Origin of the sequence: Bradyrhizobium sp. IC3123, assembly GCF_020193625.1 — a bacterium.
GTDB lineage: Bacteria > Pseudomonadota > Alphaproteobacteria > Rhizobiales > Xanthobacteraceae > Bradyrhizobium > Bradyrhizobium yuanmingense.
The window spans coordinates 1-11,874 of sequence record NZ_JADYVF010000030.1; the positions used below are offsets into that span (position 1 = coordinate 1).

Sequence of the window (11,874 nt, forward strand, 5' to 3'; positions counted from 1 at the left end):
GCGCCGCACGATCTGCGAGCTCGGCCCGCAACTCCTCGTCGCGCAGGGAGCGCGCTGCACGATCGGCCCGCAGTTCCTCATCCCGCAACGAGCGCGCCGCACGATCTGCGAGCTCGGCCCGCAACTCTTCGTCGCGCAGAGAGCGCGCTACGCGAACGGCCCGCAACCCTGAGCGAGCTGCACGATCGAGACGAGCACGGGACAGGTTCTCGTCGCGCAATGCGCGCCTCGCCCGCGATCTCGACACTCGTGCGCCAGAGCGCGTCGTGAGGTCGATCTGGTCTGCCACATCCTCGAGCTGCTCCTGGAATCTCGCCGTGATGACCAGCAAGTCCTGCGATAGATCCACAAGCGTTTCATAATCCATTGGGTAATTCTCCGTTAGTTACTGACGCAGATTGGTTGGCGAGTGTGGTCTGTTCGGAGTCGCACTCTGGGTTCCCCGGGGGCGAGCTCGTGTCCCCGGTTCAGCTCACCACTGGGTTGGTAAGGTGACAATCGCCTGAGCGCTGGATCCAGGCTGGAAGGTGCCGTGCAAACAGCAATACTTCAACTACCTTATCTCGTAGGCTTATTCGCTCGGTTAGGGATAGATAATTGCGAGGTACTTACGATGGCGCTCTAATCACGGCATGCCCGCCTCCGGCGGCCAGCGCTCGCGATCGAGCCGCGGTTCGTCACCGCGCGCGCACTGAAGCCGATGGCGGGCCGTTCAAGATCACGTTGATGCGCGAGATGGGATTGCGCCGCATTCTAGTCCACTGCCATTGCGGTGATCACATCGCTCTGAGCGCCGATCGCTCGCCAGACGATATTCGCTTGTGTGATGTCAGCCCCTCGGGGCGGCAACAGGGGAGCTGAAGTCAGGCCGGATTTCGAGAGGTACGCATCCGAAGGGGGCCGTCTTGCGTGACGGATGGTAATTCGCGAAGCGTGTGACCTTAAGTCTAGCTTTAAGGTCGTCAGGCGATGCGGGTCGAGGTTTTGGGCGGGCGGAAGCGGCGGCGGCGCTGGTCGCAGGACAACAAGGCGCGGATTGTCGAGACGTTAGCGCCGGGCGCGAAGGTGACTGAGGTTGCGCGTCGCAACGGAGTAGCGGCCAGCCTGGTGTTTACTTGGCATCGACAAGCACGGACGTCGGAACAAGTTGTACCATCTTTTACGCCGGTGCAGATCGCCGCCCTGGCGGATCGGCTGAGGAAACTCCGAAGCTTTTGCCTGCGGTTGAGGGCGGAGTTCGCTCCGTGGCAGCCGCGCGTACTGGATTGATAGAGATCGATCTCGGCAACCGATGGTGCATCTGGGGGGATGCGCACGTCGATCCGAAGGCGCTGGCGCAGGTCCTCGATTGCTTGGATGCCGATGATTGCTATACGGGGAATGTGCGAATGTGGCTCGCGACAGGCTACACGGATATGCGCAGAAGCTTTCCGTCGCGGGCACTCCAAGCGCAGGAGGTGCTGCACAAAGACCCGCTCAGCGGTCATCTGTTCGTCTTCCGCGGTCGCCGCAGCGACCTTGTGAAGGCGATCTGGAACGATGGCTAGGGAGCCTGCTTGTTCACAAAAATACTCGAGAGAGGGAAGCTCATCTAGCCATCGGTTGCCGGTTATAGCGCGACAATCGGGATGAGAACGCGCGTATTGCCTCACATATCGATGCTCCCGGGCGCGATTGGTTGCCTCATTTATTTTGCTCCTGGCCTGAGTTGAGGAGGAGGCCGGGTGCGGAGATGGCGGGGTTTCGGAGCGTCCGGCCTCCCTCCGCAGGCACCTCGCACGTCATTGGGGCGTTGTCACCTCATACCCTGGCGGCATTTTCTCACTTGAAGCGAACAGAGCGCATTCGCTTGCTCGCTGCGCCAGGATTTCCGCCGATGTTGAAGGGTTCGAAGCTTGATCCGGATAGGCTCCAGGATACTCCACCTGCAGGCGCGAGAGCAGTTCGCTGCCACTCCGCCAAGGCTCGGCTTCAAACCATTTTCGCAAATCTGGCGTTGCCCGGATGAGCGGGTCGGGACGACGCCGGCCTCTTCTCGCCTTCACGAGTAGCCGATCCGTTGGTCGCATGGCTCCGTCCTTCCAAGCTGTGCGTAGACTTGCCAGGAAACGATCGATCGAGTGCGATGCCGCAGCAGGGCTGCCGATTGGTTGGGTATCCGCGAGGGCCGCGAGGCGTTCCTGCCCGTCGCGAATGTCGCGCAACAACGCGACCGGATCGAGAACGGCATAGATTTCTTGAGATGATGGCGGACAGCATCAGGCGTGCGGGCGTCTGCTGCCAGGTGTTGGTGAGGCGTTGCTGACGCGCGGTATGTCTTGCGTACACGAGTGCGACGGATTCACTCGCCGCTCATGCTTGTTTTCGGCGTTTCTGTCGCATGGTTTGCGCTATCGTCGCTCGCATTCATTTTGGCCGCGCCGTGGAATCATATGTGGTGGCTGGCTCACGCAATCTTTGCTGGCGGATTTTTTTTGCTCAGCTATGGCGTCGTCCAGGCTTTCCGAACAACGCAATCGTTCGCCACCATCTATAGCCAGGAAGAAATGACCGCCCGCCTGGCCAAATCGATGGCCGACACTCAAAAGGCACTTCAGCAAGTGAAATTGAGCAATCAACGGCTGGAGCGGCTCGCCGCCACTGATCCACTAACCGGTGCCGGGAACCGGCGCCACTTTATCGAGCATATCGGCGCGGAGATCGCACGAGCCAAGAGGACCGGGGCGCCCTTGTCTCTGCTGTCCCTCGATCTAGACCATTTCAAGGATACAAACGACTCACGTGGTCACAGCGTCGGCGATGAGGTCCTGCGCGTATTCGTGCGAAAGTGTCTGGAGGCAATCCGGCCTTACGAATCTGTCGCGCGCGTGGGCGGTGAAGAATTCATGGTACTGCTACCGGGGGCGACGCTCGACGCGGCTGGCGCGGTCGCCGAGCGCCTTCGATCGGCCATCGAACGCACTGCATTCGACGTCGGAGCCGAACCGTCGGTCGGCGTCACCATCAGCGTTGGAGTGTCGGAGTTCAGGCGTGATGGAGACACGCTCGACGGGTTCGTGAACGTCGCCGACCAGCGACTCTATCGCGCAAAATTTGAGGGCCGCAACCGTGTGGTTGTCGCCTAGGATATCGTTCATCGTTCACTCCGTCTCCGGTGCTCTTGACCCGGACGCCCGTTCTCGCTGTTCTCCGAGCCAAAGCCGCCTCTATTAACAACTATTCGGTCATGATCCACGTCGATCAGGCGCGTCACCAACCTGGTAGGTGCCTTTTGCTTCTTCTGAACGACCCAACCCGGCCGCCCGCCTTTAATGGCCCCGATCCTCGGCGGGCGGCGATCGCCGCAGCCCGACTGAATTGTCGGCGCTCGAACCAGCTGTAAGTTGGACAATCCGCCTGTCAGACCTAGCGAGATCAAGGTCATCGTTTCGTGCCAGATGAGTGGTCGACAGCGCGGCCGCAGTGCTTCAGCGAGCTGAATCCAGTCTGGTGCGCTTTGAAAGTAAGTTCGAGCGTGCAAGACAGCTGGTGACGAGCAATGCGATCAGCCGTCATGCATATGATGATGCGATCGCCAATCTTGCTCAGGCGAAGGCGAATGTTGCCGAGGCACGGGCGATGCTCCAGCGCCGCAGGCTCGATTTGGCTTTCACAACAGTAAGGGCCCCGATCTCTGGGCAGATCGGCCCGGCGCTTGTTACTGAGGGCGCACTTGTCTCGGCTAACGGAGCCAAGGCTCTCGCGATCGTCCAGCAGATCGACCGGGTCTACGTTGATATTCGCCGACCTGCTGTGCAGATCGACGCGATCCGCGAGTCTGTTCAATCTAGGCAGCTTGATTATCTGTCTAAGGTGCCCGTTGAGATTAGCGCCACGAGCGGAAAGCCTTATCCGGTCACCGGGCGCGCGCTGTTCGCGGACGTCAACGTCGATCCCGGCACGGGCAATATCACCGTGCGCGTCGAGATGCAGAATTTGGGGCGCTTCTTGCTTCCAGGAATGTATGTCCGCGCCCGCTTACCCCGCGTGGTGCGGCATAGCGCATTGCTAGTGCCGCAGGAAGCCGTCATCCGGGATTTGGCGGGCCGAGCGCAACTCATCATCGTCGACCACAACAAGCAAGCGGCCCGACGCCCCATCGATGTGGGTGAGGTTGTGGATGGCCGCTACATTGTTACTTCGGGGTTAAAAGCCGGCGACGTTGTCGTGGTGCAGGGGCAGGAGCGCGTGCGGGATGGGGCCACGGTGCACTCGCAGCCATTCAAGCACGCCGCCGTGCAAGCCGAGCATTGAGAGAAGAGCTATGCCTCAGTTCTTTATCGAGCGGCCCGTCTTCGCATGGGTAATCGCTATATTTGTCGTTCTCTTGGGGGGCTTGGCAATCCCGCAACTGCCTGTCTCTCGCGCTCCAAACATCGCGCCGCCGACAGTCAGCATCTATGCAATGCATACAGGAGCCACACCTCAGGCGATCAACGACAGCGTTCTCAGTCTGATTGAAAGAGAGCTGTCGAGCGTCAAGAACCTGCTCTATTTCGAATCAACCGCCGATACGTCGGGCGAGGCGAGCATCACCGCTACGTTTAAGCCCGGCACCGATCTCGAAATGGCGAAGGTGGATATCCAGAATCGCTTGAAGAGTGTCGAAGCGCGTCTTCCTGAGCCGGTGCGCAGAATCGGCGTTACTGTGGAATCGGCTTCCACCGGGTTTATCATGATTGTGACGCTCAGTTGCAACAATGGCCAATGTGACGAACTCGCCCTTGGCGACTACCTGTTGCGAATCCTTGCTCCTGAAATAAAGCGTGTTGAAGGCGTCGGTCGCGTGCAGGCTTTTGGCTCGGAACGCGCAATGCGCATTTGGGTTGATCCAACCAAGCTCTTGTCTTATTCGCTATCATTAACTGATATCATAGCAGCAATTCGGGCTCAGAACGCGCAGATCGCGCCGGGACGCGTCGGTTCGGAACCAACCGTGCCCGGGCAGAAGGTGAGCATCCCACTCACAGTTCAAGGACAATTGCAAACGCCAGAAGAATTTGCGGCCATATTGCTCCGTTCAGAGCCGGACGGCTCAAAGCTCGTGCTGGCCGATGTCGCGCGCGTGGAGCTGGGTGCACAAACTTACACTTTTGCAATCCGCGAGAACGGCAAACCGGCGACGGCTGCCGGGATTCAATTGACGCCGGGCGCAAATGCGATCCGGACGACCGCCGCCGTCCAGGCCCGTCTCGCCGAGCTCGCGCCGGCCATGCCGAACGAAATGAGTTACGCCGTAGCTTTCGAGACCGCACCTTTCGTGAAGATCTCGATCAAGAATGTTCTTCAGACCCTATTCGAGGCGATGATCCTCGTTTTCCTCGTCATGTTGCTGTTTCTTCAGGATGTCCGATACACACTGGTCCCGGCCATCACCGTCCCGATCTCACTATTAGGCACCTTCGCGGTGATGTGGATGGCCGGCTTTTCGATCAACGTGTTCACGATGTTCGGTATGGTATTGGCAATCGGTATCATTGTCGATGACGCTATCGTTGTAGTCGAGAATGTAGAACGCATCATGGCCACGGAGGGGCTGACGTCCAAAGCTGCTACGCAGAAAGCCATGAACCAGATCACAGGTGCGGTCATCGGTATCACGCTCGCTCTGTCAGCAGTGTTCGTTCCGATGGGGCTCACGAGCGGGTCGGTCGGCGAGATCTATCGGCAGTTTACATTATCGATGACGGTCTCGATCCTCTTTTCAGCTGTTCTTGCCCTCACATTGACACCAGTACTATGCGCAACGCTACTTAGTCCAATCGAGGGCGGCCATCATGAAAAACGAGGCTTCTTCTGCTCGTTCAATCGTACCCTTTACCGGTTGACCAACGCCTATGTCGGATGGGTTGCTAAAATGGTCACGAGGACCGGCCGGATGATGGTGCTCTATGCCGTCATCGGCGTTGTTCTCGCGGCTGCGTATATGCGTTTGCCGACATCGTTTGTGCCCGAAGAGGATCAAGGTAGTTTTTTGACGACCTTCGTCCTGCCCGCCGACGCGACGGCAGGGCGCACCATCGAAATTGTGAATCGGTATGACCAACATGTGGGGTCACGCCCAGACATTGCGGGCAACCTCTCGCTAATCGGTTACGGATTTTCCGGCTCTGGGCCGAACACCGCGACCTCGTTCACGACACTCAAGGATTGGAGCGTACGGAGCGGGACGATCGACGACGAGATTGACAGCGCGACGGCAGCCATGGTCAGCGCACCGGAAGGGCTGATCATGAGTTTGAAGCCGCCTGCCATCGAATCACTAGGGACCACTTCCGAGTTTTCCTTGCGTTTAGAGGATAGAGCCAATCGCGGCGTTGCTGCATTGATGGCAGCACAAGCCCAGTTGTTGCAGCTTGCGGCTCAAAGCAAACTCGTGGGAAACGTCCATGTTGAAGGCCTGCCAAGCGCGCCGAACGTGAAGCTGCAGATCGATCGACAGAAGGTTGAAGCGCTGGGTGTATCGTTCATCGCGGTCAGTGATACCCTCACGGCTGCCATCGGGTCAACTTATGTCAATGATTTTCCAAATGCTGGACGCATGCAACAGGTGATCGTGCAAGCCGATGCTGCGACCCGAATGCAGGTTGACGACGTGCTTAGGTTGTATGTCAGCAACAATGCAGGCGCCATGGTGTCCCTCTCAGAGCTCGTCACGCCAATCTGGGAAACTAGCCCCCTCCAGTTCGTCCGTTATAACGGCTATCCGGCTGCACGCATTGCAGGCAGGCCTGCACGCGGGATATCCAGTGGCGACGCGATGCTGGAAATGGAAGGACTAGCGTCACAATTGCCGGCAGGTTTCGCGGTTGAATGGACTGGGCAGTCGCTGCAGGAAAAGCAATCCGCCTCGCAGGCTCCCTTCCTGCTTGCTCTCTCCATGCTGGTCACCTTTCTGGTGCTAGCTGCGCTTTACGAGAGTTGGTCAATACCGTTCTCGGTGATGCTTGTCGTACCGCTTGGAATCATCGGTTCTGTTCTTGCAGTCCATCTTCGTGGGCTCGAGAATGACGTCTTTTTCAAAATCGGTCTAATAACCATTGCCGGACTTTCAGCCAAGAACGCGATCCTCATCGTTGAGTTCGCCCAGCATCTTCGCATTCAGGGGCATTGCCCAATGAAGGCCGCCGTCGAAGCAGCCGGACGTCGATTGCGGCCGATTCTGATGACCTCGCTGGCCTTTGCACTCGGTGTGGTCCCGCTGATGCTTGCCCGTGGCGCCAGCGCCGAAACCCAGCGCGCGATCGGGACCGGCGTATTCGGTGGGATGATCTCAGCAACGGTCCTTGCTGTGTTCTTTGTGCCGGTCTTCTACGTCGTAGTCATGAGATATTTCGGGCGTGGCAAAGAACGCGCAGCCATGCGAGCCCACTAGCTACGCCTTCCAGCAGGCCCCGAAACCGCTTTCTAGATTGAGACACTCGTCTTATATAGCACTTTCGAGCAGAGCTATGCAGTAAAGTAGGTGATGACGGCTTGAGATGGGCAGCGTATCGAGGCGGATGCCGGATACCACAGAACCTCTCAAAAAGAGCGATACGCCATGACCGAGCGTCGCGGCCAACTCGTCGCGCAAGCTTCTAACGTCGTAGGCTCGATCAGTCGACGACGCGGGCTACGTGGGTGTTGCCACGAGTAATCAAGAAAGAAGCGGGGCGCCCAATATTGTCGATCAACGCTTGGATTTTGGTGGTTGTTCGCCGCGCGAGCGGCCGATCGCATTGTTGAAGATCCTCCTTTTTGGGCCGGCCGCGGGGGCCATGGGCTTTGATTTAGCTGGAATCCACCGAGATCGAGCCGGACACGCCGCTTGATTCAGTCAGAGCGTAAAAACGTTCGTCCAATCCCCGCTCGGCTCCAGCGACTGACGCCGTTGTAGATCGTTGTGTAAGGACCGTAGACTTCCGGGCAATCACGCCAGCGCGAACCTGCTTCTAGCAAGTGGACACTGCAGTTGATCACGCATCGATCATCGACCCGATGCGCTCCCTTGCGCCCTCGCCGGCAACAACGGCTCAATCCGCCGCCATTCCGCGTGGCTGAGCCAGTCCTCACCGCGCTTGATCCAGCGCAACCTTGAATGCGTCCGGCCATGCTATGTCGCTTCAGAATGTCGAATTGCAATCGAGGCAAGTTATGAAGGCGTATTTCATCGGAGCTGGCATCGGATCGCTCGCGGGCGCGGCATTCCTCGTTCGCGACGCGCAGGTGTCGGGGCGCGATATCGTGATCTACGAGCCACAGCCGCTGGTCGGCGGCAGCCTCGACGGCGCGCTGCTTGCGAACCGCGCTTATTCGCTGCGCGGCGGGCGCATGCTCACCACCGATCACTACGAATGCACCTGGGACCTGCTGTCGAGCATTCCGTCGCTCGAACATCCCGGCCTCAGCGTGCGCGAGGAGACGATCGCGTTCAATCTGGAGAATCCGGCGCTTTCGCAGGCGCGGCTGGTCGACCGCAACCGCTTCAAGATCGATGTGACTCATATGGGCTTCTCGGCGCGCGACCGACTCGAGCTGCTGCGGCTCACCGAGGCCTCAGAGGAGACGCTCGGCAACAGCCGCATCACCGACTGGCTGTCGCCGAACTTCTTCGAGTCGAATTTCTGGTACATGTGGCAGACCACCTTCGCCTTCCAGCCCTGGCATAGCGCCCTCGAGCTGAAGCGCTATCTGCACCGCTTCATGAACGAGTTCCCGCGGATCGAGACCCTCGCCGGCGTCAAACGCACGGTCTACAATCAGTACGACGCGATCGTGCGGCCGCTTGCCGACTGGCTGAAGCAGCAGGGCGTGCAGTTCGTGCTCGGCACGGCTGTCATCGACATGATGCTCGAGGACGAGGGCGGGCGCATGCGCGTCCGCCAGCTCATGCTCGACCGCGACGGCCGCACCGCCAATGTGCGCCTCGAGGACGACGACCTCGTGTTCTTCCAGAACGGCTCAATGACGGACGCCTCGAGCCTCGGCACCATGACGGATCCGGCGCCGCACCTGACCAAGAAGGATAGCCAGGGCTGGGCGCTGTGGGAGAGGATCGCGAAGGGACGTCCCGAATTCGGCAATCCGTCCGCGTTCAACACCTCAATCCCCGAATCCTACTGGCTGTCGTTCACCGTTACCTGCAGAGATCCCCGCTTCTTCGACAAGATGGAGGCGTTCTCCGGCAACAGGGCCGGCACCGGCGGGCTCGTCACGTTCAGGGATTCGAACTGGCTGATGTCGGTGGTGCTGTATCATCAGCCGCATTTCGCTGGGCAGCCGAAGGACGTGCAGGTGTTCTGGGGCTATGCGCTGCACCCCGATCGCGTCGGCAATTTCGTGGCCAAACCAATGTCCGAGAGCGGCGGCGCCGACATCCTGAACGAGCTATGCGGGCACCTCAACTTCGATCGCGAAATGTTGGAGACCGCGACCTGCATTCCCTGCCGCATGCCCTACATCACCAGCATGTTCATGCCGCGCAATCTGGCCGACCGGCCGATGCCGGTGCCGAAGAATTCGGTCAACCTCGCCTTCGTCAGCCAGTTCGTCGAGATCCCCCATGACGTCGTCTTCACTGTCGAATATTCGGTGCGCGCGGCGCAGATGGCGGTCTATCAGTTGATGAAGGTCGATCGCCCGGTGCCGCCGGTGACCCGTTACGACAAGTCGCTCGCGGTGATCTTCGCGACGCTGAAGAAGGCTTTCGGGTGACGCATTCCCGGGACGGCGTCGCGATCGCGCGACTGCAAGCGGCAGTCTGACGTGAAAGACGGCGCCCCTGACGGGACGTTTTCGGCCCCGATGCGGCCGCCATGCGCTTCGACGATGGTATGCGCGATGGAGAGGCCTATGCCCATGCATAGGACGCCGTGACCTGCGTCGGTGATAGAGATAAGGGCGAGGTCGCCCTCGGCGAGACTCGTTCGCCGAGCAGGACCATGTCGCCACGCGAGTGTCTGCGGGCGGGCTCCGTGACCAGGCAAGGGTCACGCGCTGATCTACAGCGAGAGCCTCATCTCGCCCGTCCTGGGACCGGACTGGAGGCGGGCGTGGTGCTGGTGCAGGGGCTGATGAGAGCCGTTCTGCTGCGCGAGCGCCGGTTGCTCTTCGTGGACGAGGTCGAGGCGCGCCAGCGCATGTCGGAGCTCGCCCACATGAACCGCCGCGCGACCGCGGGAGAGATGTCCGTTTCACCCGCACACGAGCTGAACCAGCCGCTCGCCGACATTCTGATCAATACCGAGCCGGCCCAGCAGATATACAGAATCTGGCATCCGACCTCGGCGAGATCGGGGGCGCCCTTGACCACATCCGCCGTGACGGTCAGCGAACCGCTGAAGTCATCGGCCGGCTGCGGGCCTTCCTAAAGCGAGACACGACCTAACGGCGCGAGCGCGCCCCAATGCCCACGGTCTGCGAGGTGTTTCGATTCCTGTCCGTGCAGGCCCTGCTCAACGATGTCGAACTGCGCTCTGCTTAGAGCTAATACCATTCAAGCGCCCCCCGCTGAGAAGCTTCAATCACAGTCTAATCCCAGATGGAATCCTTTATTGAGTACAGACCTAGCACTACTTTGGCAGATTTATTCACGCCGCTGCTTTTCGCCGATTTGTCTTCTGCAGTGGGGGCATCGCTGAGGTCGCGGTTGAACGATGCGATCGACGATGGCTTGGCGTACGGCCGGCAGGCTCGGCTGAGGCGGTGGACCGTTGATTCTTTTTTTTCCGCCCCGCTTCTGCGAGACGGCAATGCTGGAGGAATGCGTAAGCGATCATGGTCATGAGCGCATGACGATGAAGGCCCTGCCAGGATCGTCCCTCGAAGTGATCAAGCCCGAGTTCCTCTTTCAACTGCTGATGGGCCTGTTCGCAAATCCATCGCGCCTTGATCGTGGCAGCTAACATGCGCAGAGTCGTCTTGGGCGTGGTACCAATCAGCACCAGCATGCATTCGCTGTGATCTTCCATGCGGGCCTGCAGGTACACGCCATCGGCCCAGATGTAGACATAGCGACGCGCCGACAGATCGCGTCTCTGCCAGCGTTCGTACTCGACCTGCCAATCGGCCTTCAGGCCGGCGATCACCGAAGGCGACAGGTTCGGCGCATCCTTGCCGAGCAGCGCCGAGAGCGCGTCCTGGAAGCCGCCGGTCGAGATGCCGCGCAAATAGAGGACCGGGATCAAGGCATCCAGGCTCTTCGTCCGCCGCGCCCATAGCGGCAGGATTGCCGAACTGAAGCGGAGGCGGTCGCCTGGCCCGCTCGCTCCGCGGTCGCGGACCTTGGGACGAGCGACCTCCACCGGACCGATGCCGGTCGCAATCTCGCGTACCGGACCGTGCCCATGTCGGACCAGGCGCGCTCGACCATCGGGCAGCGTCAGATTGGCCGTGCTGGCCAGAAACGCGCCAACCTCGACCTCGATCGCCCTAGCAAGCAGGTCCCGCGCGCCGGCTCGAACGATATCGGTCAGTGGATCATCAACCACGGACGGCTGACGGAAAGCAAGAACATTGGTAGTCTCGGTCATGGCGTATCGCTCTCCTCAAGAGGTTCTGGCAGGCTCGTCACCCGCCTCGATACGCCGCCTTTCCTCACACCGTCATCACCCAGATTCCGCCATAGCTCCTTGATCCCGTGCTTCCTGGCCAGGCGGTTGAGCCCCTTGATCGCCGCGTGCAGCAGCTTGGCATCGGTCGGGAAGGTGATCGCCTTCGGCTGCACGGTGGTATGTGCGCCATGACGGCGCGAAGAAGGAGGTTGAGTATGTAGACCATCTTCCGAGCAGCCTTGCTGCGCAAGAGATGAGGGCAGGCCCCTCGGACTCGGATTGCAGGATCAGAGTCCAAACC

General features: G+C 59.9%; 11 protein-coding genes and 1 pseudogene. 7 read left to right on the forward strand and 5 right to left on the reverse strand.

Annotation, left to right across the window (positions count from 1 at the left end; genetic code table 11):
* Nucleotides 1-367: hypothetical protein (locus I6F20_RS37220; protein ID WP_225131465.1), on the reverse strand; the 367-nt coding region annotated here is incomplete at its 3' end.
* Between the two features lie 602 nt (nucleotides 368-969).
* On the opposite strand from I6F20_RS37220, the gene I6F20_RS38620 reads away from it, so the two are divergent.
* Both I6F20_RS38620 and tnpB read left to right on the forward strand, forming a co-directional pair.
* Nucleotides 970-1,269, forward strand: coding sequence for a transposase (locus I6F20_RS38620; protein WP_225131466.1), 300 nt, complete (start codon nucleotides 970-972; stop codon nucleotides 1,267-1,269).
* A complete protein-coding gene (tnpB, locus tag I6F20_RS38305) occupies nucleotides 1,245-1,547 on the forward strand; it encodes an IS66 family insertion sequence element accessory protein TnpB (RefSeq protein ID WP_225131468.1) in 303 nt (100 codons plus the stop codon). The genes I6F20_RS38620 and tnpB overlap by 25 nt, the downstream gene beginning before the upstream one ends.
* Before the next feature lie 234 nt (nucleotides 1,548-1,781).
* Here the strand turns inward: tnpB and I6F20_RS37240 are convergent.
* Nucleotides 1,782-2,329: pseudogene (locus I6F20_RS37240) on the reverse strand (ISNCY family transposase); the annotation flags it as partial.
* 25 nt (nucleotides 2,330-2,354) lie between these two features.
* Here I6F20_RS37240 and I6F20_RS37245 point away from each other — a divergent pair.
* From I6F20_RS37245 to I6F20_RS37255, 3 genes are all read left to right on the forward strand, one after another.
* Nucleotides 2,355-3,125 (forward strand): GGDEF domain-containing protein, encoded by a 771-nt coding sequence (locus tag I6F20_RS37245; RefSeq protein WP_225131470.1) that lies wholly within the window; start codon nucleotides 2,355-2,357, stop codon nucleotides 3,123-3,125.
* A gap of 316 nt (nucleotides 3,126-3,441) precedes the next feature.
* Entirely contained in the window at nucleotides 3,442-4,293 is an 852-nt protein-coding gene (locus tag I6F20_RS37250) for an efflux RND transporter periplasmic adaptor subunit (protein WP_225131472.1), read from the forward strand.
* Between the two features lie 10 nt (nucleotides 4,294-4,303).
* Nucleotides 4,304-7,414, forward strand: a complete 3,111-nt coding sequence (locus I6F20_RS37255) for a multidrug efflux RND transporter permease subunit (protein WP_225131475.1) — start codon at nucleotides 4,304-4,306, stop codon at nucleotides 7,412-7,414.
* 440 nt (nucleotides 7,415-7,854) lie between these two features.
* Here the strand turns inward: I6F20_RS37255 and I6F20_RS38625 are convergent, their stop codons facing one another.
* Complete coding sequence (locus I6F20_RS38625) at nucleotides 7,855-8,133, reverse strand: transposase (protein ID WP_225131477.1); 279 nt, start codon at nucleotides 8,131-8,133, stop codon at nucleotides 7,855-7,857.
* 3 nt (nucleotides 8,134-8,136) lie between these two features.
* Between I6F20_RS38625 and I6F20_RS37265 the strand changes: the two genes are divergently transcribed.
* Nucleotides 8,137-9,735 carry an oleate hydratase gene (locus tag I6F20_RS37265; RefSeq protein ID WP_225131487.1) on the forward strand — a complete coding sequence of 533 codons (1,599 nt, stop codon included), beginning with the start codon at nucleotides 8,137-8,139 and terminating at the stop codon, nucleotides 9,733-9,735.
* Between the two features lie 338 nt (nucleotides 9,736-10,073).
* A complete protein-coding gene (locus I6F20_RS37270) occupies nucleotides 10,074-10,391 on the forward strand; it encodes a hypothetical protein (protein WP_061877864.1) in 318 nt (105 codons plus the stop codon).
* A gap of 219 nt (nucleotides 10,392-10,610) precedes the next feature.
* On the opposite strand, the gene I6F20_RS37275 is transcribed toward I6F20_RS37270, so the two are convergent.
* Nucleotides 10,611-11,552 (reverse strand): transposase, encoded by a 942-nt coding sequence (locus I6F20_RS37275; protein WP_225131489.1) that lies wholly within the window; start codon nucleotides 11,550-11,552, stop codon nucleotides 10,611-10,613.
* Nucleotides 11,549-11,746 (reverse strand): hypothetical protein, encoded by a 198-nt coding sequence (locus I6F20_RS37280; RefSeq protein WP_225131491.1) that lies wholly within the window; start codon nucleotides 11,744-11,746, stop codon nucleotides 11,549-11,551. The genes I6F20_RS37275 and I6F20_RS37280 overlap by 4 nt, the downstream gene beginning before the upstream one ends.
* Nucleotides 11,747-11,874: the final 128 nt, after the last annotated feature.

Excerpts from the sequence above, each read along its gene's own strand:
- I6F20_RS38625 (WP_225131477.1), bottom strand. The coding sequence starts at position 8,133 with ATGGCCGGACGCATTCAAGGTTGCGCTGGATCAAGCGCGGTGAGGACT.
- I6F20_RS37265 (WP_225131487.1), top strand. The coding sequence starts at position 8,137 with ATGTCGCTTCAGAATGTCGAATTGCAATCGAGGCAAGTTATGAAGGCG.
- I6F20_RS37245 (WP_225131470.1), top strand. The coding sequence starts at position 2,355 with ATGCTTGTTTTCGGCGTTTCTGTCGCATGGTTTGCGCTATCGTCGCTC.
- I6F20_RS37255 (WP_225131475.1), top strand. The coding sequence starts at position 4,304 with ATGCCTCAGTTCTTTATCGAGCGGCCCGTCTTCGCATGGGTAATCGCT.
- I6F20_RS37275 (WP_225131489.1), bottom strand. The coding sequence starts at position 11,552 with ATGACCGAGACTACCAATGTTCTTGCTTTCCGTCAGCCGTCCGTGGTT.
- I6F20_RS38620 (WP_225131466.1), top strand. The coding sequence starts at position 970 with ATGCGGGTCGAGGTTTTGGGCGGGCGGAAGCGGCGGCGGCGCTGGTCG.